This is a genomic window from Aquisalimonas sp. 2447, assembly GCF_012044895.1.
GTDB lineage: Bacteria > Pseudomonadota > Gammaproteobacteria > Nitrococcales > Aquisalimonadaceae > Aquisalimonas.
Genome location: NZ_CP050695.1, coordinates 1,527,950 through 1,550,913 on the forward strand (window position 1 = coordinate 1,527,950; position 22,964 = coordinate 1,550,913).

Sequence of the window (22,964 nt, forward strand, 5' to 3'; positions counted from 1 at the left end):
GCGTGTGTGCCAGACTACTTTGACCAACTGCTTGAGCGCAGCCGCGATATCCGCGCCAGCGAGCGCCGGTTGTACCTGCGGGTGCGGGAGATTTTCGCTGTGGCTGCGGACTACGAGCCCAGTGCCAAAGGGACTCAACATGTGGCTGGATTTTGCCGAGGATCAGGCCAGGCGAAGCAGGCAGGTGTTCATGAAGGACTGTCAGGAGAAACTCGGCCGGTTCCCGGAGTTCAATGATCGTGAGGTATTGAGCGCCCATGGGATCGTGCGAAAGAGCGTGGGGGATCGGAAGGCTCGTGACGAGTATGCGCGGTTTGAGGAGCGTCGCCGTGCCGTGAAAGAGAGCGAGGGTCAAGAAGAAGGTCATGCGTACTCTGGAAGACTTGGCCCGCAAGGGATCTCGGCGCAGCGTCAATTATGAAGAAGAGAACTAGAGATGAAGATTCAGTTTGATGCCGGTCTGGACTACCAGCGCGAGGCGATCGATAGCATCGCGGACGTGTTCGAGGGCCAGGAGGTCTGCCAGACCAACTTCACCGTGGCCCCGCTGAAGGGCGAGCCACAGTTCGCCATGAATTTCGGCCAAGAGAGCGGTGACCTGGGTGTGGGTAATCGGCTCCGCCTTCTGGGGGAGGATATTCTCGAGAACGTCCGGCGTATTCAGCTCCGCAACGGCGTTGCCCCTTCGACCGAGCTGGATTCCCTGGATTTCACGGTGGAGATGGAGACGGGCACCGGTAAGACTTACGTCTACTTGCGGTCGATCTTTGAGCTGCATCAGCGCTACGGCTTCACTAAGTTCATCGTCGTCGTGCCGTCGGTGGCCATCAAGGAGGGGGTGTACAAGTCACTCCAGATGACGGAGCCGCATTTCAAAGGACTGTATGACAACACTCCGTTTGACTACTTCGTCTACGACTCGCAGAAACTCGGTCAGGTCCGCAACTTCGCCACCAGCGACACCATCCAGATTATGGTGATCAACATCGATGCCTTCCGACGCAGCTTCGAGGATCCGGAGAAAGAAGACAAAGCGAACATTATCCATCGTCCTCACGACCGCATGACGGGCAACAAGCCCATCGAGTTCATTCAGGCCACCAATCCCATTGTGATTCTTGACGAGCCGCAGAGTGTGGCCAGCACAGAGAAGAGCCGGGAGGCCATCGGTTCGTTGAATCCTTTGTGCACCTTGCGTTACTCGGCCACGCATCTGGACAAGCATCACATGCTCTATCGGTTGGACTCCGTGGATGCCTACGAGCGCAAGCTGGTCAAGCAGATCGAGGTGTCTGGCATCGAAGTCGAGGACAGCCACAACAAGGCCTACGTGAAGCTCTTGGACGTAGATAATCGCAAGAGCCCCGTTCGTGCCAAGCTTGAGCTGGATGTGCTGCAGAAGGGTGGCAAGGTAGCGCGTAAGACGAAATGGGTGCGCAGCGGGGAGGATCTGCTGGATATCAGCGGTGGCCGTAGTGTCTATGACGGCTACATCATCGAAGACATCTACTGCGAACCTGGCAACGAGTACGTCAGCTTTACCAGCCGGCCGGACATTGTCCGTCTGGGTCAGGCGATCGGGCAGGTGGACGAGGACGAATACAAGCGGCTGCAGATTCGCAAGACGATCGAAGAACACCTGGAGAAGGAACTCAAGCTCCAGCCCAGGGGGATCAAAGTCCTGAGCCTGTTCTTCATCGACCGCGTCGCCAACTACCGGACGTACGACGAGGACGGTGACCCCCAGCCCGGGAAGTATGCACGGATCTTCGAGGAGGAATACCTGCGTGCTGCCAGAAAGCCCAAGTACCAGAGTCTATTCGGTGAGGTGGACCTGGAAACCGAGGCCCAGGATGTGCACAACGGCTATTTTGCCCAGGACAAGAAGAAGGATGCCGAGGGGGAGGCGCTGCTGAAGGACTCCCGCGGTGAGGCGAAGACTCAGGCCGACGAGAGTGCCTATCAGCTCATCATGCAGGACAAAGAGCGTCTCTTGAGCTTCGAGTCGCGGCTCAAGTTCATCTTCTCTCATTCCGCCTTGAAGGAGGGCTGGGACAACCCGAACGTCTTCCAGATCTGCACTCTGAACGAAACGCAATCCACCATGAAAAAGCGTCAGGAGATTGGGCGAGGCCTCCGCCTGGCGGTGAATCAGGATGGTGAGCGGGTGCACGGTTTCGACGTGAACACGCTGACCGTCATGGCGAATGAGTCTTACGAGGACTTTGCTCGACAGCTCCAGTCCGAAATCGAGCGGGAGGAGGGCATTCGCTTTGGAGTGGTGGAGAGGCACTTGTTCGCGGGCATTCCTGTCGAAAGCGAACAGGGCGAGTCTGGTTACTTTGGAGTTGAAGCCTCGGAAGCCGTCTGGGGCCATTTGCGTGACCAGGGCTATATCAATGCGAACGGCAAGGTACAGGATGACCTGCGGCGGGACCTCAAGAACGGCGAGTTGTCACTTCCCGAGCAGGCTGTCGGACAGGCCGATGCGATTACCGCTGTACTGCGCAAGGTGGCCGGTGGGTTGAAGATCCAGAACAAGGATGACCGACGGCAGGTGCACCTCAACAAGGCCGTGTATCTGAGTGAGGACTTCAAGGCCCTCTGGGACCGCATCAAGCATCACACGACTTACCGGGTGGACTTCGAGGTGCAGGCCTTGATCGAACGCTGCGCCGAGGAGATCCGCGATAGCCTCCGCGTAGGCAAGGCCCGCTTTGTGACGCGCACCGCCCGCCTGGATGTCACCCGGGGAGGCGTAGATGCCGAGGCGATCAAAGAGACCGCAGCAACCTACGATGCCAAGGATTTCCAGTTACCTGATATCGTTGGTTTCCTGCAGAACGAGACCAATCTGACCCGCCGCACGCTGGTGGAGATCTTGGTGCGCAGCGAGCGCCTGGATGACTTCCGCAACAATCCGCAGAAGTTCATTGAGCAAGTGTTGCAGATTATCCGCCGCCAGATGCGCCTGTTCATCGTGGACGGCATCAAGTATCAGAAGATCGGAGAAGATCACTTCTACGCGCAGGAGCTGTTCGAGCAGGAGGAACTCTCCGGTTACCTCAGCCGTAACATGATGGAGAGCGAGAAGTCGGTGTACGACCATGTAGTCTACGATTCCGACGTGGAAGCCAACTTCGCAGAAGCCTTCGAACGCAACGATGAGATCAAGGTCTACGCCAAGTTGCCACCGTGGTTCCATATCGAAACACCGCTCGGCAGATACAACCCTGACTGGGCAGTTGTGGTCGATACCGACGGTCAAGAACGCCTGTACTTTGTTGTGGAATCCAAGGGGAGTCTGTTTTCGGATGCACTACGGCCGACGGAAGAGGCTAAGATCAAGTGTGGCAAGGCGCATTTCAAGGCGCTTGGCAATGATGTCGAGTTCCAAGTTGGCGACAATTTTGCAAGCTTCTCAGACAGCTTTTTGTAATGCGAATTTCTGTAAAGCGATGATCCATCAGTCGCGTGCCCAACGATAGAACGCAGCGCTTGACATCAAGTCCTGCCACGGACTAACTCGGGCAGGTGGGTAGGGATATCCACCATCAGAATTAAAGCACACTCAACGATCTCGCCGGCAGGAGGCGCGTCTTCCCACCGGAACTCCTCTGTCAAAAACCGAAGAAGTTCCCGCTTGTATTCCGTGTCCGGATTCTGCAAATGATCTCCCTTCGTTTCGAGCGCGACGAGACGGCCGCCCGTTTCGCGTCCGCCGGTCGCAAATATGAAATCCGGGTAGATCCGTCCCCTCTTCCAACCTTGGATTCCATAGCCCTTAGCGGCGGTCGCGACGTTCCGGTGCCACCAGTTGATTGCTTCGTTCCCATCAAGCATGACTGCGACCCCGCGCTCTTCTGCGTTTAGCTCTGCAGCCGGGAATGGGTAGAACAGACTGCGCGAAACTAGATCACCGTTCTCGTCCATCAATGGCGGCGCGTCCGGAGGTAGCCGAGTCTCCATCTGCTTCGGCATTCGCCAGTTCCGCCCGTCGAGCCGAAGCCGGAACCGGATTCGTCCCGCCTGGACATCTTCGCGGAAAAGTATCTCCGTTTGTTCGTTCCTCGATTGCTCCAAGTCGCGACGCAGCTCCTCGATGACCAAGCTCGTTGCCTGGCCGATCCGCGCCGGGGACAGCCCCCGCTCGTCCAGCCCGGCTATGGTGGCACCCACGATATCGCGCAGGACGAACGGGTTTGGGCATAGGTCCATCAGCGCCCGGACGGCATAAACCGGGTCGAACTTGAGCGTTTCAAGCGTCTCGTCCCCGATCGCCGCCTCGTCGAACCCTTCCCCGTCCTCGTTGATGCTAAGTCTACGCATTTGCCCGCGCTTGGCGGAGCCGGTCTCCGGGATTCGACTAATCACTTCGGACGGATCGAACTGAGCCCAGTTCACCCGTGAGAGGAGGTCCGTTTCGTAATCGAGCGGCCGGACCTCGGACCCATCGCACCAGAAGACCTCTGGCAGGAAAATCTCAGTGGTCTCGAACTCCGGCCGGCGCTTGATCGTGCGGGTGCCTCCACCGGCGCCTGCGTCGCCCGGGTCTCCAGAAACGTTGAGTACAAGGTCTGACAGTCCATCCCCTTCGAGCCCCTTGCGAATCGCGTCCACCACCCGGGCGGTCTCCGCATGGTGGGTGACGACGTAGCACTCGTCGAGCAGATCCACCTCGCTCTTGAGAGCGTGAGGCTGACGAAGAATCCGGCCGACAAGCTGGGTCATGGCCGAGAGGTTTCGCGATGCAGCGAGGGAGCACAGGACGTAGGCAAACGGGCAGTCCCAGCCTTCCTGGAGGGCGGACTTGGTGATGATTACCCGCACGTCGCTCTGCTCGGACATTAGGTCCAGGTTCTCCGGCTGGCGCAGATCGTTCTGTTCCGAGGTCTTCACCGCGATTTGGTTCTCCTTGTAGCCTACCGAGAGAAGCCATTCACGCACGTCCTCGGCGTGGACCAGCCCGACCTTGCGCTGTTCCTTCCCGGTCCGCTCAACCTGCACCAGCATGATTGGCCGTATGTAACGGCTCGTCTCGGCCCGGAATGCGTCGGCCGCCGCCGTTACCTTTTCGAGCCGCTCCTTCGCGGCGGCTAGAGTGGCGCGCCAGTCGGTCCCTTGCCGGGGATCCAGATTGAGAGGCATCTTGATCATGCCCTCGTCGTGGATCTCGCGGCCAGTTATTTCGACGAGCACGTTCGGGTCGCGGGCGGGGCGTGGATTATCTCCCTGTCGAGCGGACACACGCTTCGGCGTCGCCGTCAGCTCCATGACGAAGAGCGGGTTGAAGCCGTAGAGCGTCTTGAAGGCCAGGTCCGAGGTTGCCTTCTGCCCTTCATCCATGACCACGATCGGTTGGATCAGGCGCAGCGCGTTGCCGAGCGAGTCCTTCACCATCGGGTAAACATCGTTATAGGCGTCGAGGTTCGGGACGCGCCGGATCAGCTCCGCATGCGCGTTCTGCTCACCCTCAGGCGGGAAGAAGCCGTGGACGTCGCCGCGGTCGCGGAACATTCGCAGCGTCGCCTTATCCTGCCGGTTCGAACTTTGAAGCATCAGGACCATTACGCAGAGATGGCTTTCCACGTCTCGCGCATGCAGCCGGTCGGATTTCTCCATAATCTTGACTTTGTCCGCCGCGGCGCGGTCGAGAGCCTTTCTGTACGGATGGCGACGGTCCTTCAGGTGTTTCAGGGTCTGGCTGTAGATCGCCTCGTTCGGCACGATCCACAGGACGAATCCGGTATTCACATCGAGATAGCGGGATATCACCCGCGACACGCCGTTCGCGGCCAAGAAGGTCTTGCCGCCCCCGGTGGGCACCTTGAGAGTGACGCTTGGTACGGGGCGACCGATCTCGTCGAGGCGTGCGGAGAATGGGACATCGCGCCAGCCACGGGGCAGCCGGCCAGCCTCCTTTAGTTTTTCCCAGGCTTTTGCGCTAAAGTCGGGCGGCTCGAGTCCCAGATCCGGGTCGGCAGCGGCCAACTCCGCGATTCGATCTGTCTTAGCTCGCTGCGTTTTCAGCGTGTCGAGATAGTGCTCCAAGGTGTCAAGCACCCGGATCTGGTAATCGAGCGTGCGCATCTTAGTCCCCTCCCAGCCCGTCGAGGGCGAGGGGAAGCGGCGCATACTCCACGTTCAGATCCTGTTCATCGAGCATCTTCTGCGCTACGTGGCGTGCCGGGGCGAAGACGAGGTGGCGGGTCGCCGGGTCCGTCTCGTGGATCTCTCTCGCGCGAGAGAGAGTCAGCGCAGCTTCAGGTGAACGCAGCCACCCCCTGTCCGGCGTGTAGAGGAGCCAGACATGCCGATCGGGCCCCGCGCCGACGTAGCCAGTCTCGGCGTTCGCGTTGGCCGGGTCGAATGGCTTGAGGGTGGCAGCGTGAAACAACACCCCGCCAAGTGCGTCCCACTCCGGTAGCGCCTCACCGGTCAGGATCTTGTCCAGTTCGATCGGCGGGCCGAGAGTGCAGTAGGTGAAGGTGCCACCAAGCCCCTTTGTGCGCTGCTTTATACGCGTCTCGCCGGTGACGACCAGTTCGTCACCGTCCAGTGTCGGCTTAACACGGTCATGCTCATGGCCACGCAGACTTTTGATGTTCTCGACCGACTCGATAAGGCGGTCGGAGTGCTTCACTTTGGTCCAATTCAGCTTCTCCTTGTGAAGTCTGGTTTTTACCACGCCAGTAAAGGTATACCCCGAAATAACGCGACGGATACGCTCCGCTGTCTTATCGGCGTAATCCTCCATTTCCACGAGAATAAAGCGACGATCACCGCCATCAAAAGCGTTTGCTTCGAGGACTGCATGCCCGGTAGTTCCGGACCCTGCAAAAGAGTCGAGTACAATCGAATCTCGCTCAGTTGCGATCTCAAGGACTCGGTTGACCAGTCCGATCGGTTTGGGATTATCGAATGGGTTCATCCCGAAAATCTTATTTATCAAGCCTATGCCGGCACGCGAGCTGCCGACGTCCTCATGGTACCAGATCGTTCCGGGAGGGCGCCCATTACTGCTGTCAGCGTAAACCCGAAAATGAGGGCTCCAACCGTTTCGCGTTTTGACCCACTCAATTCTTTCTTTCTCCTTCTCAATCGTGCCTCGTTGCCACCTCCATCTGCCCTCAGAGCCGTCTGACCGGCAAGGAAAGATATCGTTTCCGTCTGGATCTACCAACGAAAAGAACATACTAGGTCTATCTTCTCGTCGGTCTTCGGCCCCCATCGCCCGCAGAGGTTTGATGTAGTAGAGACGCCCATCGTCATCTCGTCGGTTGTAATGGTCTGGGGGATTAGTTTCATCTGATTTAAGCTTATGAAAAATCATCGCCCCGGGCCTTTTCGCAAAGGCGATCAGGTAGTCATGGCTAGTGGAGAACACCTCCGCGTCCATCCGGGGACTGTCAGACTTCTCCCAGACAACGGTCCCAAGATGACAGTCCTCGCCGAAGATTTCGTCGAGCATCAGCTTGGCCCGGTGCGCTTCGTTCCCGTCGAGGGTCATCCATAGGGTCCCCTCATCCGAGAGCAGTTCATGGAGGAGCCGCAGTCGCGGCCACATCATCGCGCACCATTTGTCGTGCCGTAGGCCGTCCTCGCTCCCGATCGGGTTCTCCGCCAGCCATTCCCGGATCATCGGGGCGTTGACATTGTCGTTGTAGGACCATCCGCCTTCTTTGTTTTTTTTTCCGATATTGTAGGGCGGGTCGATGAACACGCAGTCCACCTTGCCGGCATAGGTTGGCAGAAGAGCCTTGAGTGCGTGGAGGTTGTCGCCGTGGATGAGAAGATTGCTGTCCAGCGCCGAATCTCCGATCCCTTTCTCCGGGTGTGGTTTGAGAGGCCGAAAGGCTACGGTTAGGTGATGGTTCCAGACGAACTCCTTGCCCTTGAAATTCAACTCTGTCAAGAAGAGACCTCCACATTGGACCGCGATGATTGTCGCATCGATGCGTTGAGAACTGCCTCCACGCGCCACTCATACAGAGCACGGGCCCGCGGGATTTGACCGCTAAAGCGAACCGCCCCGCTTAGAGCGGGATCTCGCCGTGGTAGAGCACTAGAATTGCAGGGTAGTGAGTGTGCCTAACTGGAACTGGCTTGACTACCCTCTAAGGGGAGTGACCTTGCCCGGCACCGTGGACACTCCGACGCTATGGATCACCGCAGGCATGCATCCGCATGATTATCCCGATTGCGTTTGCTGGAGGGCAACCCATGATGCGACCTATCAGCGGGCGCCAAAGGCCGGCTCTGCCTACGGACCGATGCCCTTGCCTCAGTGGCCCGGAGACCGGGCAGAATGCAAGGAGGCGGATTCTCAAGGAACATGGGTTGGCACTTGCATGAGCAGGACAAAGCAATCGATGAAACTGGCGACGCGATCGGCATCAAATGTCGGCCTGAAAAAAGCTTCTATGCAGCCGCGGGAGATGTTGAAACAAGAGGTAACCGCGCGCCTTGCGCTTGCGCACCCGTTTGGTGACCGGTAATGCAGGGGGAGGGTGGAGACTGTCGGCAACCAGACGCCGCGGACGTCCTACGGCGTGCCTACGCGATCGCTCAGGATAAGGAATCCGTGAGGCGTTGGTATTTCAGCGAGCCTCTTTCGGCGTTCGGGGGAAAGACAGCCAGAGAACTCGTGGAGTGCGGTGGCCGCGCGCAGGACGTCCTGGATTATCTGGATAGTCTCGAGGCAGGTCCGCTCGCCTGATGGGAATTCGATAGAACCTGCCGACCCAGCGTCGCCTCCCCGGTACCATCGACTGAAACCTACGCCTCTTTGTCTGCGGAGAGGTGCGGCAAACACGCAAAGGGGGAGTGTGATATGCCTCGCTATTTCTTGACTTGGGAAATCGATACTGATGGCGGCACTCCCGTGGAGGCTGCGGGTCACGCCTTCAGGCACATGCGTCGTATCGACTCGCATGCCTGCGTGTTTTCCGTTTTCGATGAGCAGGGGGAGGAGACACGCGTTGATTTTCTCGAACTCGATGAAGATGGCGTGATTGACCTCACAGACGCCGATCCGGCGCGCGCTGCGTTCCGGGCGCTGCAAGCGAAGCTGGAAGATGTCACCGACGCCGAAACCGCGCAGCAGATCGTTGATGACGTCCTGTGCCGGACCCGTACGTCTTAGCCTCCCAAGGTTGATTGAGGTCCTCCTCCAACCAGTCTGAAAAATGCCGGTGCTGGCGAGTCGCTGTAAGGGACGGCTCCAGGAAGTCGGGGCTCTGCGACGCAAACTGTCGCGGCACCGCGCTACGTTGGATGTGACTTCACCTGGAGGGCTGCCATGACTAGCGGAGCAACAAACAGTTGCGGAAACCAGACGGGCGTTGGCGAATGGTGAGCCCTGCAGATGTGCTCTGCTGGTTTCTTTGAACGGAGGTGTGTTCATGATTGGGCGCCCGCTGACGCGGTTGTCGGTTAACGAGCGGGGCCGGGATATCGTGGTGAGTGATATACACGGCATGGTCTCGCTGTTCTTCGAGGAGCTCGAGCGCGTTGGTTTCGATTCGGAGTCGGACCGCGTGATCTGTGCTGGCGATCTGGTGGATCGGGGGCCTGAATCGCTGCGGGCGCTGAGTCTGCTTGAGGAACCATGGTTCTATTCGGTGATGGGAAACCACGACCTGGCCGCGGTGATTCACTTGCTCGGCGACCACCCTGATGTGCGCCAGGACGACGCGCTTCGGTTCCGGCTTCCTACGGAAGGGTGGCTGGAGAGCCTGAACGCGGAAGAGGCAAGTACAGTTGCTGCACGGATTGCAGAACTTCCTTTCTTGATGGAAGTGGACACGACGGGCGGGCCTGTCGGCGTCGTCCATGCCGAGGTGCCCTGGAACTACGCAACCTGGGAGGCATTCCGTGACTCGGTCGTGCGTGCATTCTTTGAGAAGGCCGGCATGCGCGAGCTGGCGCCAGTGGTCCAGGGAAGGCGCTTTATGGAAGCGGAGAGGGCGGGGCGCTATCTGTGGAAGGATGACCCGACGCTGACGCTGCCGGACATACTGCACGTGATTCACGGGCACTCAATCCGTCTCGACAACGCGTTTCAGCCGTGGCGTATGGGTAATCGGGTGCATATCGATTCCGGTGCATTCCTCGCCCAGCCGGAATGGGCCGAAGAGCGAGCGCGGGCTCGGGCGGGCGAACCGGGGCTGACTCTGGTCACCATCGATGCTCCCATGACACCGCTTTAGACGTGAAGGGGAAGTGTATGGAAGTCAGGGTCATGAGCGACCTACACCTGGAGTTCAACGGGCGCGGGTTGAGCCGAAAAGACCCCTTGTTCGAGGTGCCCGTAACGGACGCGGATGCAGAACGGGTGCTGGTGCTCGCTGGCGATACCGACGTCGATACGCGTGCTGTGGATTTACCCCTGCGAGTGGCGGGGCACTTCAGGGCGGTGGTTCAGGTCTTGGGGAATCACGAGTATTACAAAGGGGGCTCGCCCCAGAGGTTGCCGCAAAAGTTGCGCGAGCACGTATCGAAGGCCGATGTGGGCAATGTTCACGTCCTGGAAAACGCGTGCGTGGACGTCGGTACTATGCGTTTGATCGGGGCGACTCTATGGACGGATTTCAAGGGGGGCGATCCGGTGGCGCTGCGCGAGGCACGCAACCGGATGAACGATTTTCAGCGCATCCGGTGCGGAACGGCTGCCGCTCCCTATATCCGCAGGTTTTTACCGGAATACGCTTGCCGGCTGCACATCGAGTCCCGGGAGTTCATCGAAGGCGCGGTCCGCGGCGCCCATGCGGACGGGATGATCCCCGTGGTCGTCACGCACCATGCGCCGTACTACCCGGCGGGACCGGAAGGGCCGCCGTTGTCGTTCAGTTACGGCTCGGATTTGGACGAACTCATCCGCTCGACACAGCCACGTCTGTGGTTTCACGGGCATACGCATGATGTCGTTGATACCGTGCTGCATGGCTGTCGAGTAGTGAGCAACCCTCGGGGCTACGCGGGTATCGAGCCTGTGGAGGGCTTCGAACCGGAGAAGTTGGTTGCTGTTGATGCGGAGGAGCACGATGCCCACGGCGCCGCAAACCGTCGATAGCGTTTATTTTGCCGGGGACCCGCACGGGGTGTTCGACCCCCTGAACCGCTGCGCGCGGCGCGATCGGCCGAATGCATTGGTGCTTCTCGGCGACTACGATCTCGACGTGCCGCTGGATCGCGCTGTCGCGCCTGCGCGCGAGGCAACGGAGGTGTACTGGATTCACGGCAACCATGACGTTGATCGGGAGAGCTACTACACGTCCCTTTTCGAGTCGGAACTCAGGGATCGGTGCATTCATGGGCGGGTTGTAGACATTCATGGGTTGCGTATCGCCGGACTGGGTGGTCACTTCCAGGGGCGGATCTGGCACCCGGACGAGAACAATGGCGCGCCTCGTTTCGCGCGACGAAAGGATTACCTGCAGGCAGTCCCCCGCAACCGGAGGTGGCGTGACGGTCTGCCGCTCAAGGCCCGTGCAGCGATCTGGTGGGAGGATTTCGAGGCCCTGTGGGATCAGGCAGCGGACATCCTTGTTTCTCACGAGGCACCGAGTTGCCATCCGATGGGATTCCGGCTCATCGACGATCTGGCCTTGGCCATGGGCGCGCACACCATCGTGCACGGCCATCATCACGTGGGATATACCTTCCGCTACCGCGATGAACCGCTGACCGCGATCGGCGTCGGTTTGGCGGGAGTGACTAGCGGGGCGGGACGTATGTGCGAGCCGGGGCAGCGTGACTGGCAGGACACCCCGGTTCTCAAGCGCCACCATCGTCAGGGTCCGCACCTCCCGGCGGGAGATCTGAGGACGATCGAGGAGTGTGAGGCGTAGCGAGCTGCGCGTACTCCATCGCCGCCGCAAGCCGGGGCGTGGTCAACCTGTCGATGTGACCTTGCAGCAGTGCTGACACCTCGGACGGGCTTAGCCCAAGCCGCGTGGCGGCCTCGGTCTGGTCCAGCCCGTGGTGGCGGATGTACTCCAGGATTCGGCGCATGTACTGGGAGCGCCGAAGCAGATCCTCACCTTCCTCTTCCGGAAAACCGAGATCCAGAAACACGTTGCCACTGCTCTCGCGGAACTCCATGGATCATCTTCTCTTACGATTCACAGGGGATGGCCCGGATTCCAGATATCCATAATCGTCAGTTGCGGTCCCTCAGAACGGGTCGATGATGTCGGGCTCTGCCCCGTTGCGTGGAGCAAGTAGGCTCCCGTATCGATGTGGTGCCTGTTGCCAACGCACCAGGGCCGAAAGCCGTTCTCGATGGCTATCGTGTGCCCGTGGAAGAGTGATGTGACGCCCGGCAGTAATACCGTCCCGTGAGAATGGGCGGGGCCGGGGGCACCTTCCAACGATGCGTAGCTGCGCCCCCAGAGCAATTGTGCGCTCCAGTCGCGTTTTTCCTGTTCGCTGGATTGCCGCTCAACCCACTCAATGAAGCTCTCCCACGAGGAAAATGCGGGCGGAACCTCCGCATGCACCACGCCGGCAATGTCACGGCCTGCACTGATCTCGATAACCAGCGGCAGCCGGGATACCCGATCAACGATTTCGCGTTCCTCGACAGTGCCGAGTCCCAGTAGCCATGGCTCGGAGAGAATCCGCATCTGCATGTAGCCTTCGGCCGAGACGGGAGCCCTCATGGCCATGCAGTTCAGGGCCGCAGCGAAGTCGTGGTTCCCCATGACAGAGACGAACCAGGGCTCGCTGAGCAGCCTCAGCGTTCCCAGACTGTCGGGCCCACGGTCGACCAGGTCACCAACACAGATCAGTCGATCCCGGCTCTTATCGAATTCAATCCGCTCCAGCTCCGTTTCCAGGAGTTCCCGCATGCCGTGCAGGTCCCCCACGATCAGATCGCGTCCGCATTCGTTGCGGCGCAAACGCATGATGCCCGGCCATTGCTCCATCAGGCTGATCTCAGGAAGGCGCTGTGCTCAGTGAGAGCACGTAAGCCTCCTGCTCGGGTGTCTCCACCGCTCCTGGCCGGGCTGCACGAACCTGTTCCAGTGCGCTGGCCGCGGGAATACCCTGTTCGGTGAGCAGTTTGCACGCCACAAGTCCGGTCCGCCCGAGGACGCCAAGGCAATGAATGGCGATATTCCCAGATGTCATGCCGATATGCCCGCCGCCGGGCGTTGGCACACTATTGACGCGAAGCGCTTCTGAACCCTGATGACTCATGAGACCTCGATTTCGCTGTCTGACCAGTGCCCCGTATTGTGCCGGTGCCCCTGCGACACATCGTGTCGTGGGTATCGTTCAAGCTCGTAGACGTTGTTGCGCCGCTCGGGATTCGAGTGGTTTTCTCTGGAAACGCCTGAGGGGGAGCCTTGCCAAGTAAATCATTGCAACGTCTTGTCAACCGCGAAGGGCCGATGGTGGTCCTGGATCTGGAGGCCACCTGCGCGGAGGACGAGACTGTCCCCAAGCGGGAAATGGAAATCATAGAAATCGGAGCCGTTGCCGTGGATGCCGGCTGTGAATCGTTCGAGCGGTTTCAGGCGTATGTTCGCCCCGTCCGTCATCCGAAACTCACGGACTTCTGCCGGAACCTCACCGGGATCAGCCAGGGCGACGTGGACGCGGCGCCGAACTTGCCGGAGGTGCTGGACTCGTTCCGGAGTTGGCTCGAGTCCACGCACACCGTGCTGTGGTCGAGTTGGGGACGGTTCGACCGTATGCTCTTCGAGCGTGATTTCAAGTACCACGGTGTGAAATCCCCGCTGCCGGGCAAGCACGTGAATCTGCGAGAGTGCTTCGAGGAGACCGTGGCCCCGGGCCCGATCGATTTCGCGTCGGCACTTTCCAAGGCGGGGATTGCCTTCGAAGGCCAGCCACACCGGGGACTGGATGACGCCGTGAATACCGCGCGTCTGTTGCCCCTGATAATGGCCAACCTTCCCGCGGAAGGTGTGAAAGAGAACCAATAGTGTCGTGTTGGTGGGAAAGTCGGGCTCCAATGCCCCGGACCGGGGAACGGAGATCATGGCGGATTACCACCCTGGCAACACGAACCTGAATCCATTGCAGGAGGCGCGGCGGCGTGGCGACCGGATGCACGAGGAGATGCTGCGGGAGGCCGGTGGAACGGTCCCTGGGCCGGAAGCTGCCGAGCATCTTGGGAGCAGTGAAGCGGCCGTGCCCTTTGATCGAAAGGCTCTTCGGTGACGTCGCGTTCGGTGTCAGCATTGCAGCCGGCACGCTAACGGCAGGGGTCATGGGTTATGGAAATACCGCTATCCCATGCCGCCGTTTGGAAACTGCGAGGGGAACGGCGTGACAATTTCGAGCTCTGTTGGCAGGCATTCAGGATTTTTATCTTCTCTTGGATCGTAAGCATGGCTTAAGGTCTTTATAGTCGGTGAGCCGGATCACTTTTCGCCCCGACGTTTTGGCCTTGGCAGCCTAGTCAGGACTTCCTCGAGCACATACCCCGGCTCCTCGTAGGGATGCTCGAACAACGGTACCGAAATCCACTGCTCCGTCTGCGCAGGCTGGATAACGTCCCCGCAGTCATCCACCAGGATGGTGCGCTCCAACGGCGCATCGGTGATAAACCGTAGATCCTTGATGGCCCCGTGCCAGTGGACGTACTCAAGATCCGGGAACCATTCCGGTACGGCGCCCTCACCCGCCAATGCCCGCGCAATAGCGCGGAACCGTGCTTCGGGGACGGTGGTGAACATGACCACGCGGGGAAACCGTTCCACGCATTCCACAAGAAACTCGTGCAGCCCCCGGCGCGGGATCTGACTCACGGCGTTGGAAATCAGCGTGCCCTCCAAGTCCAGTGCGAGGACTTCTATGTGCCTGGTACCGTCATCCACCGCGCGTGCCTCTTCCCGTGACGCCACCCCGGCGCACCGGGGCGGCGTAAGGCTTCAATCCTAGTTCTTGCCCTTGCGTCCCGGGGACTCCGGCCGGTTCTGCCCCTGATTCTTGTATTCCGGCGTCATCTCGAAGTCTTTGCGGGCCGATCTGTAAATCGGGTACAGCCGGTCCGCGACTTCACGAATCCAGTCCCAATTCGCCCTTGTGATACGGACTTCCATGCGTCTTTCGCGCCGGAGTGCGACAGTGTCATGAGCCCCGCGGGGCGGGTGTAGCCGGAGCTGCCAGCCGTCGGAATCCTTCAGGGTTGCCGCTGACTCCGAAAACAGAGGATTGTCCTCTTCCTCAAGTTGCGTGCGCCCCTGGTCCGCCAATGCTTTTAACGCCGGTATGCGAAGCGTCAGACTCCAACCACCCTGGCTTTGGACCTGCTCGATCACGATGGCGCAACAATCATCCCCGGAAGCCCACCTGTCCACGGCTAAACTCCGGCCGTGCCGATCCCGAGCGGCTTCAAGTCGGCCGTCGAGGTTGCCCAAGCGGGGGAATGACATACTCATGGCCCCCAGCATGTGCTCATGCAGGATTCCCTGGTTCTGCTCGAACCACTCGTCCCAACCCGTGGCCCCGGCGCTCTGGGAAGCAAACGGGTTTTCGTCCATCGGTTGTTCGGCTTTGGCGAATCGGCCAACGGGCACCGGTCGTTTGGATCGTTGCAGCCCGTAGCTCATGTGAGGGGCTCCTGGCGTGGCTCCGCCCTGCACGTGGGCGACCACGGATCCGCCATGCCGAACGAGGTGTTTTGACAGACACAACGCCTCGCCAACTTGCAGATTACCGGACACGATCTGCTGAGCGGCGCGACCATCGGCGGCAAACACATTGGTGGAGATGAACTCCATTGTGTCCGGGTCGTGGGAAGAGAAAGACAACGTCGTCCCCAGATTCTGCAGCAGCGAGCGGACGGTCGCGGGCTGTTGTCCTGAGGGGAGGCGGGCCGCGACGCTGGAGATCCCCTGGGTTGCCACGATATTGATGTGGCCGTACTCGCGGGATTGTGAGAACCAGCTATCGTCATCGAAAAGACCCCGCATGGCAGCCGTGTTATCCAGGCTGACGTGGTGTTGGAACTCGTCGATGACCATGAACGTGAAACTGTCGGTACCGAACCCTTTCTCCCGGTGGTGGCTATAGGTCAGTACCGCGTTACGCATCCTTGACCGCAGTAACCCGTTGGCCACCCGGCCGACGCCACCAAGCTCGGTTTCCGGAAGATCGGTAAGGATAACCTTCCGGTCTTCGTAGAGAAGCTTGGTCATGTCCAGCGGCGGTGCCTCCTCCGAGCAAAGCTGGTCTTTCACACGCGCGTCCGTCGCAAAATGTGCCAGCGGGGTGGCAAGCTGATTCGTCTGCCATGTGTATTGTTCGTGCATTGTCCGCGAGTTCTCATGGTCCTCGCGAGCGTAGCGTGACCCCCCCAGGGCCAGAATGTTGAACTCGTCTGCCAGTACACCTTTGACGAGCTGGATGTACCGAGGTGGCAGCGAAGTCTGCCGCCCAATCCAGTCGTCAAACTGGCTAGTGAACCACTGCGGCTCAATCAGAGCGCGGTAGATGCAGGCAAGGGTCGGGTTCCGGTCCATCAAACGGAATGTCTCTAGGACCAGTTCCGCGTAGACCGGCCCACGCGAACCAAAATAACCGTCGTGCTTCGCGACGCTGTTCTGCATTCGCAGCTCGTCCAGAAACGAGCGCACCAGGTTCATCGGCATGCCGGCAATCAGGTTCACTGGTGTGCACAACGTCGATGCGCCAAGCATGAGCACCCGGTCGGGGAATTCATCGGCGATACCCAGGTCGGCGCTCTTGGTTGTCAGCACCAATCCTGAGCATCCGGCCTCAATCAGTCGGTAGACAGAGGGTTCCATGGCCGTCACGGTTTTGCCGCTGCCCGTTGTTCCCAACACGAGGATTCCCTGCGTCGCGTCATCGAACGTGATCTGCACCTGCTGTTCCCGCCCCACGTTGGCCCAAGGGCCGTACAGTGGCTGGGTCGTCTGTCCGCCGAAAGCAAGCAGGGTCTGCTCGCGCAGCGGAAGGTTGTGATCGGGCGAGACGTGGGAAACGTTGTTGGGAAGATCGGACATAGGCAAGTACCTCGCGTATTGGATGTGAAATTCGTCGTCCTGCGTGCGGGCGTCGGGCAGCGTGCCACGCCGGTGCGACAGCTAACGTCGTGATTGATTGAGCCGATGGCGAAGGCCCGTCTTGGGAGTACTCCCCAAGAACGGGGGTGTGTTCACCGCTGTGCCATCTTCTTCGAACGGCCCGGGATAGACGGGCCGCCTCTATCCGGTTCCGGCTCGACGGGCGTTCGTCGTGTACAGGGCTGCGGCGGACTGGAGTTTCCCCGCAATCTCTTGCCGCAGGCTTTCCGGCGCGACCACCTCAACTTCATCGCTGAGCCCCAGCAGCCACCAGCGAATCTGTTGGGTGTCCGGAACCGTTGCCCGAAGCTCTGCCCAGTCGTCGTCGATCCTGTCGATCTCCTGGTTCTCACTTAGGCGTGTCTCCTGGAGATGAGCAACGGTCTTGTTGCTGATGCGCAGGCGCAGGTCGAGTGGATCCTCCGAGACGAGAACGTCCATGCCGCCGTTATTGACGAACCCCTCCAGGTCGAAGTCCTCCGGACGGGAGGCCCTGGTCTCGCGCGCTTGCGCCGAGAGCATCCGCTGCAGTGGCAGAGTGCGGATTCGGGTATCGTCGTCGAAGGTGCATACGAGATAGATTACGTCGTCTCGAACAACGAGCCCCAGCGGGTTGATAACGTACTGCTTCACGGCTCCACTGCGCCGCGAGTGATAGGCCGCGTCGAGTTGTCGATCCAGAAACAGCGCCTCGTAGACCGCATTCACGACTTCCTCATTCAAAGCCGGGGGAGCCAGTGACTGACCGCGCGTGGTCATAACGACCTTGTTTGGCCATTCCGTGATGGGCGCCGATGTCCTCTCCTTGGCCTCGATGGTGCGCTTGGCCTGCTCAAAATGAGGTTCCAGCGCTTCCAACGTGCTGGGGGGCAATACAGGGCTGAGGAACGACCTGACCAAGGAAAAAGCGAGCGCTTCCTCGATGCCCATCCCCGGGATGTTGAAGTTGGTTTGGCGGGCCCCCCGCATCCAACCCCAGGTGTTGGCGTTGCCGTCGTTGTCCTTTATGAGCGGAAAATGGCTGGACAAGAAGCGTTCGAGGTCACGCTCAACCGTGCGCTTGGTGTTGGAATGCCCTTTGTCCCTGAGCTTTTGCCAGATTTCCAGCGTGCTCACCGATTGAGGAAAATGCGGGATGACGCAAAGAATATCCCACTGTCGCCCGATTGAATCAGCCATGTGTACCCCCTTGTCTTGAGTGCGTGCGTTGTGGCTAGTTGACGTATCGCCTCACCGTCTTGCCCCGCGCGGAAGACGGTGGGTGAGTTCACTTGAGGTCGACGGGTGCACCGTCACCAATGATCCGCCGAAAGAGTTCCGGGTCATGCGCTCGCAGAGTGCCCATCACCTGGCGCAGTTGCTGTTCCAGCATCTTGGACCGTTGTTCCTGCCGCTCCATTTCCTCCAGGTACTTCCGGAACGAACTGATGCCCGTTGAGTGTGTATTCCGTCCATGCAGTTCTGCGTTGCTTAAGTCCGTGAGGCGTCGGTCCGCCTCGCGAGATTCGCTTTTCCACTTCTTCTTTCTCACGCCCTTTCCGTGCCCCGGGGCACCTACGTGTCGCCAGCCCTCCTCGGTCAGTTCGTAGGCGTGCCGCTCTTTGCCGTCCTCAGTCTCTATGAGTCCCACACGCTGAATCTTTCGATTCCCTCCCTGCCGTATATGGCTGAAGATCGCCTTCGAAACCGGTGGCAGGTCCACCTTTCCGTCCTCCGTGGGGTTGACCGCCGCCGCAATCCCCCATGCGGTGGCCCGACCTCCCGGCACTTGGCCCAGATAGTCGATCACCCGCTGGCTCAGGCTCTTCGTGAAGTCGATGGTGATGCTCTCGTTGTTCATTGCAAACTCCTTGGGTCGCCAGATTGTGTGCACATCGTTTCATGCGCATGCGACGAATCGTGTCGCACTACCGGAAATTCGTATCGCCGCATTCGACGAGTCGCTGGAATAACGCTGGGTCGGCACACCTGACTCGTGCCAGCAGTGCTCCTAACGCCTCCTCGAGGGACTGCGCTCGTCGTGCTTGTCGCTGGAGGTGATGCAAGTACTGCTGAAGCTGATCAGCGGCTTTTCGTGTTTGAGGTCTGGTCGTTCCGTTGGCTGATACGATACCGCGGCTGTGGGAGTGCGAACCGCGTCGTATCTTGCGGATACCCACCCCGTGCCCAGGCTCTCCGACGTGGAGCCATCCTTCGCTCGTCAGCTCATAGGCGAACTGTGCCTGACCGTCCGGCATAATCTTGGATCCGCACCGCCGCACCTTCGGCGTGTTACGCCTCTGATGGTTGAAGATTGCCTTCGACACCGACGGGAGAACGGGCGAACCGTTGTTGCGCGTGCTCACCGCGACGGCGATTTCCGTTGAAGTCGCGCGTCCCTCAGGAATCTGCCCCAGGAAATCGATCACCCGCTGACTCAGGCTCTTGGTGAAATCGATACGAATCCGATTGCTATGCATGCGACACCTCGTTTTCGTTGAATCTGGTGGCACTGTACGGGCAGGGTGCGACAGTTCGCGTCGCGGGGTGGGTGAACGATGCGATTTTTCTTGGTTGCCTTGACGCCAGACGGTTCAGACAAGCGAGGTTAGCGCGGGGGCGCGATCAATGTTCGGCTACCCATATTCCTAACGTGAGCCAGGTCAACATGCGGTTATGGCAAGTTCCGACGCGCTGAGAGGTAAATCTCATGCGATTGCGACACAGGTGGTCGCAACGGCGGGGTACGGTCGCAAGCTCCAATCAATCGAACAGGAGTTGACTATGAGTGAGTGTTACGACATCGACTTTGCGAAAAGCCTCAGCGAGCGCGTGCTGGACTACCTGAGTCAGGCGCCGGAAGGCACGGCGACAGCCTATGACATCGCGAAGGCTGTTAACCCCACGGATGACGGGGGTTGCGAGTTAGCACCCGTTTCCAAAGCGATTCATAGCCATATGCGCAGTCGGAACTCCCCTGCGATTCGTAGGCAAGGCATTGCCCGTAGGTCGGACGGCAGGAGTGAATATCTTTTTGTTATTACTGAGGAGGGATGGCGTCGTGCTGGTCAGCCCGAAGGCCGGCAAGGAGGGCCGATGCCCGGCGATGCGCAGGAAAAACCAGGTGTGCAATCGACAGTCCCGGCTGGTGGGAAGGCAGAACCGGCGAGCTCCTCTGCAGGAAGAGTGGATTCGGAGGCCCTGCGCGCCTATCTCGACCAGATAGAAGAGCGGGAGCGGCGGGTTGAAGTGTTGGAAGATCGGCTAGCTGAGTTCGTAGGCGGACTGTCGGCGGAACGACCCTGGCTGATGCAGAGGATACAGAAGTACGCTGATTCTCGATCCGAGTAGATAGCCCGACAGCTACTCTGCTCAAGAGCGGGGTGGCAGAATCAATCCCGTTCACGACGTATGTTGGCCGCGCGATGGACGCGGCCAACATTGCTCGTGCTCTACCTCCAGGGTTCAAGGAGACACCTATCAAGGGTCATCGGTTGGGAAATGCTTGAGTAATTGATCATTCTCCGCATGTGAGGCGATGAAGGCATTTTCCCGGGCCTCCAGGTATACGGGGAACAGAAGTTCCGCGATCTCGCACAGCCATTCCCAGTCCGACGAGGGCAGGACCAGTTCCACGCTCTCTTCCTCTCTTGCGAGGGTAAACGTGTGGTCGACTTGGCCTTTGCGGGTAAGCCTGATTCGCCAGCCATCCGTTTCTTCCAGGCTGTGCTTGGCAGAATCTTCTCGGTGGAAAAGGTCAACGAAGCCGCGGCGTTGGGGCAATTCGTCGGACAACGACTTCAGCGCGTCTATGGAGATAGAAAGGCGCCAGGCGCCGTCCCGATGTTCCCGTTTGATATCGAGGTGGAGTTGAATCTCGCTGTCCCTTTGACGGGAGAATGCAAGACTCCGACCGAGTTTATCATTGGTGACGCTGTACGAGCGGCGTGGAATGTTGGCGGGCGTGGGTGTCATTGCCTTCACCATCTGCCCTTTTACGAGCTTTCGATTTTTCCCCAGCCAGTCAGTCCATCCCTTTATGGTCCTGGTATTGGAAACAAAGGGGTTAACACTGTACTGCGGCTCTAGCGGGCGGAAGCGATCCTCGTCCAGGACCCTCTCGCCGCGTCCAAGACCATAGGTCATGTGCGGAAAGCCGGCGACGGCACCCCCACGGACATGAGCAACCATCGATCCACCATGATTGCGGAGCCGGTGAGATGCACAGAGTGCTTGGCCGATGTCCAGGTGTCCTGAAATGATCTGTTGGACGGCTTGCGCGTCGGTGCCTCCCACATGGCGGCCCATGTATTCGATTGTCGCGACGTCATGGGAGGCGAACGTGATGGTAGTCCCGATATTCTGCAGCAGCGCGTGCACGCTTGAGTTCGGTTCGTGCGAGGGAACCTTGGCAGCTAGGCTCGAAATGCCCTGCGTCGCGACAATGTTGATTTGCCCGAACTCGCGGCTGCGGTCGAACCAGGTGTTGTCATCGAACAGCCCCTTCGCCGCAGCCGAACTGTCCAGGCTTATATGGTGCTGAAACTCGTCAATGACCATGAACGTGAACCGGTCGCGGCCGTACCCTTCCTTTCTGTGCCGGGGGTAAGACAGGACTGCATTGCGCATCTGGGAGCGTAGTATGCCGTTCACGATACGACCGACTCCCGCAAAAACCGTTTCCGGCAGATCAGTCATGATGACTTTTCTGTCTTCGTAGAGCACCTTGCTCATGTCGACAGGGGGCGCCTTAGGATCACAGAGATATTTCCTCAGCCTGCTATCCGTGCCGAATTTCTGGAGTGGCGTTATGACCTGGTTGGTCTGCCAGGTGTATTGCTCACGTAGACGCTCGTTCTCCTCATCGGATTCCGGATTGTTTGTCGTCAGACTAGATCTGCCCCTGGACAGGATGCTGAAGCGATCGTTCAGCACGTCGTTGAGCAACCGCAGGTACTCCTGGGGGAGTTCCTCTTGGCTCTCGATCCACGGATCGAAGTCGGCGACGAAGTCGGCAGGAGCCGACAATGCATCGTAAAGGCATGCCAGTGTGGGATTTCGTCCCATCAGGCGCCGCGTTTCAAGGACGAAAATGGCGTATATCACGCCACGAGACCCCCAGTAGGAACCGTTCCTTTCGACGTTATGGCGTGTTTCTTCCAGGAATACGCGTATGACGTTGCTCGGTACCCCGGCGATTAAATTGGTCGGGGTTGCCAGGTCAGAGCCGCCGAGAATGACAATCTTCTCGGGAAAGTCGTCCAGGATGCCTAAGTCTGCATTCTTTGTGGTGAGGATCATGCCTCCGCACCCGTTATCAATCAATTGCTTGATTGCAGGCTCGATGGCCGTGACTGTTTTGCCAAAACCGGTGCTTCCCAGCACGATGATCCCACGGGTGGCGTCCTCGAACGTGATCTGGAGTTGTTGGTCTTGTTTGGCCTTTGCCCATGGCCCAACCAAGGGATGGCTGGTCTCACCCGCGAAAGCGAGCAGGACTTGTTCGGACAATGGACGGTTCGGATCAGAGGAGAGGTGGGTGACATCGTTACTGGAAACATCGGACATAGGCGAACTCCTGCGGTTGACGACGTGTTGCGCAATGGACCGGATGAGTTGAACCAGAACGTTCTTCCGGTGCCGGCCAAGAGGTTGCGCGGATGAACACTCACTACCGACGCTGCGAAATTCAGCGAAGCGGTTGGGCTAAGTAACTGGCCCTGTGTTAGCGAGCGTAGGTAGGCTGCCATAGCGGTGCGACAAACTGCGTCGCAGAGCCTGCATGTAGTTGAAAGATAAGTAGAAAAAAATATTCGATGGCGCAGACCTGCATGGCCACGATCTGCGTAAAGCCATTCCCCGTCGATGCGTGTGACCCTCGGGGAGCGAGTAAGGGTTCTAGCCATTCTTGCTGCACTGGAA

20 protein-coding genes are annotated in these 22,964 nt (G+C 59.3%); 10 read left to right on the top strand and 10 right to left on the bottom strand.

The window, feature by feature from the left end:
• The first annotated feature begins 6 nt into the window (after positions 1 to 6).
• From rhuM (KU884_RS07220) to KU884_RS07230, 3 genes are read left to right on the top strand one after another with little or no spacing between them, the layout of a single operon-like run.
• Complete coding sequence (gene rhuM, locus KU884_RS07220) at positions 7 to 237, top strand: RhuM family protein (RefSeq protein WP_217351435.1); 231 nt, start codon at positions 7 to 9, stop codon at positions 235 to 237.
• Positions 140 to 421 (top strand): RhuM family protein, encoded by a 282-nt coding sequence (gene rhuM / locus KU884_RS07225; protein ID WP_254432205.1) that lies wholly within the window; start codon positions 140 to 142, stop codon positions 419 to 421. Before rhuM (KU884_RS07220) ends, rhuM (KU884_RS07225) begins: the two co-directional genes overlap by 98 nt.
• Before the next feature lie 15 nt (positions 422 to 436).
• Positions 437 to 3,439 (top strand): type III restriction-modification system endonuclease, encoded by a 3,003-nt coding sequence (locus KU884_RS07230; protein ID WP_167782027.1) that lies wholly within the window; start codon positions 437 to 439, stop codon positions 3,437 to 3,439.
• Positions 3,440 to 3,504: 65 nt separating this feature from the next.
• On the opposite strand, the gene KU884_RS07235 is transcribed toward KU884_RS07230, so the two are convergent.
• Together KU884_RS07235 and KU884_RS18950 are read right to left on the bottom strand one after the other, a co-directional pair.
• Positions 3,505 to 6,090 (bottom strand): DEAD/DEAH box helicase, encoded by a 2,586-nt coding sequence (locus tag KU884_RS07235; protein WP_167782028.1) that lies wholly within the window; start codon positions 6,088 to 6,090, stop codon positions 3,505 to 3,507.
• A gap of 1 nt (position 6,091) precedes the next feature.
• Positions 6,092 to 7,915: a site-specific DNA-methyltransferase gene (locus KU884_RS18950; RefSeq protein WP_167782029.1), complete on the bottom strand. Its 1,824-nt coding sequence runs from the start codon at positions 7,913 to 7,915 to the stop codon at positions 6,092 to 6,094.
• Between the two features lie 582 nt (positions 7,916 to 8,497).
• Between KU884_RS18950 and KU884_RS07245 the strand changes: the two genes are divergently transcribed.
• From KU884_RS07245 to KU884_RS07265, 5 genes are all read left to right on the top strand, one after another.
• Positions 8,498 to 8,719 carry an MbcA/ParS/Xre antitoxin family protein gene (locus tag KU884_RS07245; protein WP_167782030.1) on the top strand — a complete coding sequence of 74 codons (222 nt, stop codon included), beginning with the start codon at positions 8,498 to 8,500 and terminating at the stop codon, positions 8,717 to 8,719.
• A gap of 114 nt (positions 8,720 to 8,833) precedes the next feature.
• Positions 8,834 to 9,145: a hypothetical protein gene (locus KU884_RS07250; protein WP_167782031.1), complete on the top strand. Its 312-nt coding sequence runs from the start codon at positions 8,834 to 8,836 to the stop codon at positions 9,143 to 9,145.
• A gap of 259 nt (positions 9,146 to 9,404) precedes the next feature.
• Positions 9,405 to 10,211, top strand: a complete 807-nt coding sequence (locus tag KU884_RS07255; protein WP_167782032.1) for a metallophosphoesterase — start codon at positions 9,405 to 9,407, stop codon at positions 10,209 to 10,211.
• Between the two features lie 32 nt (positions 10,212 to 10,243).
• Positions 10,244 to 11,074, top strand: a complete 831-nt coding sequence (locus KU884_RS07260) for a metallophosphoesterase (RefSeq protein ID WP_167782033.1) — start codon at positions 10,244 to 10,246, stop codon at positions 11,072 to 11,074.
• On the top strand, positions 11,046 to 11,852 hold the full coding sequence (locus KU884_RS07265) for a metallophosphoesterase (protein WP_167782034.1): 807 nt from the start codon (positions 11,046 to 11,048) through the stop codon (positions 11,850 to 11,852). Before KU884_RS07260 ends, KU884_RS07265 begins: the two co-directional genes overlap by 29 nt.
• Here the strand turns inward: KU884_RS07265 and KU884_RS19270 are convergent.
• Entirely contained in the window at positions 11,779 to 12,105 is a 327-nt protein-coding gene (locus tag KU884_RS19270; RefSeq protein WP_167782035.1) for a helix-turn-helix domain-containing protein, read from the bottom strand. The genes KU884_RS07265 and KU884_RS19270 overlap by 74 nt on opposite strands.
• A 20-nt stretch (positions 12,106 to 12,125) precedes the next feature.
• Positions 12,126 to 12,932: a metallophosphoesterase gene (locus tag KU884_RS07275; protein WP_167782036.1), complete on the bottom strand. Its 807-nt coding sequence runs from the start codon at positions 12,930 to 12,932 to the stop codon at positions 12,126 to 12,128.
• Between the two features lie 438 nt (positions 12,933 to 13,370).
• Here KU884_RS07275 and KU884_RS07280 point away from each other — a divergent pair, with 438 nt between their 5' ends.
• Entirely contained in the window at positions 13,371 to 13,955 is a 585-nt protein-coding gene (locus KU884_RS07280; protein ID WP_217351437.1) for a 3'-5' exonuclease, read from the top strand.
• A 441-nt stretch (positions 13,956 to 14,396) separates the two neighbouring features.
• Here KU884_RS07280 and KU884_RS07285 read toward each other — a convergent pair whose 3' ends face one another.
• The 5 genes from KU884_RS07285 to KU884_RS07305 all read right to left on the bottom strand — a co-directional run bounded on the left by KU884_RS07285 (position 14,397) and on the right by KU884_RS07305 (position 19,522).
• Positions 14,397 to 14,879: an NIF family HAD-type phosphatase gene (locus tag KU884_RS07285; RefSeq protein ID WP_217351438.1), complete on the bottom strand. Its 483-nt coding sequence runs from the start codon at positions 14,877 to 14,879 to the stop codon at positions 14,397 to 14,399.
• Positions 14,880 to 14,912: 33 nt separating this feature from the next.
• Positions 14,913 to 17,003 (bottom strand): hypothetical protein, encoded by a 2,091-nt coding sequence (locus KU884_RS07290; RefSeq protein WP_167782037.1) that lies wholly within the window; start codon positions 17,001 to 17,003, stop codon positions 14,913 to 14,915.
• Between the two features lie 201 nt (positions 17,004 to 17,204).
• A complete protein-coding gene (locus KU884_RS07295) occupies positions 17,205 to 18,242 on the bottom strand; it encodes a YafY family protein (protein WP_167782038.1) in 1,038 nt (345 codons plus the stop codon).
• An 88-nt stretch (positions 18,243 to 18,330) separates the two neighbouring features.
• Entirely contained in the window at positions 18,331 to 18,903 is a 573-nt protein-coding gene (locus KU884_RS07300) for a hypothetical protein (RefSeq protein ID WP_167782039.1), read from the bottom strand.
• 67 nt (positions 18,904 to 18,970) lie between these two features.
• Positions 18,971 to 19,522: a hypothetical protein gene (locus tag KU884_RS07305; RefSeq protein ID WP_167782040.1), complete on the bottom strand. Its 552-nt coding sequence runs from the start codon at positions 19,520 to 19,522 to the stop codon at positions 18,971 to 18,973.
• A 196-nt stretch (positions 19,523 to 19,718) separates the two neighbouring features.
• Here KU884_RS07305 and KU884_RS07310 point away from each other — a divergent pair, with 196 nt between their 5' ends.
• The gene (locus KU884_RS07310; protein WP_167782041.1) at positions 19,719 to 20,393 is read left to right on the top strand and encodes a hypothetical protein; all 675 of its coding nucleotides are present in this window, start codon (positions 19,719 to 19,721) and stop codon (positions 20,391 to 20,393) included.
• 129 nt (positions 20,394 to 20,522) lie between these two features.
• On the opposite strand, the gene KU884_RS07315 is transcribed toward KU884_RS07310, so the two are convergent.
• Positions 20,523 to 22,610 carry an abortive infection family protein gene (locus KU884_RS07315; protein WP_167782042.1) on the bottom strand — a complete coding sequence of 696 codons (2,088 nt, stop codon included), beginning with the start codon at positions 22,608 to 22,610 and terminating at the stop codon, positions 20,523 to 20,525.
• Positions 22,611 to 22,964 lie beyond the last annotated feature (354 nt).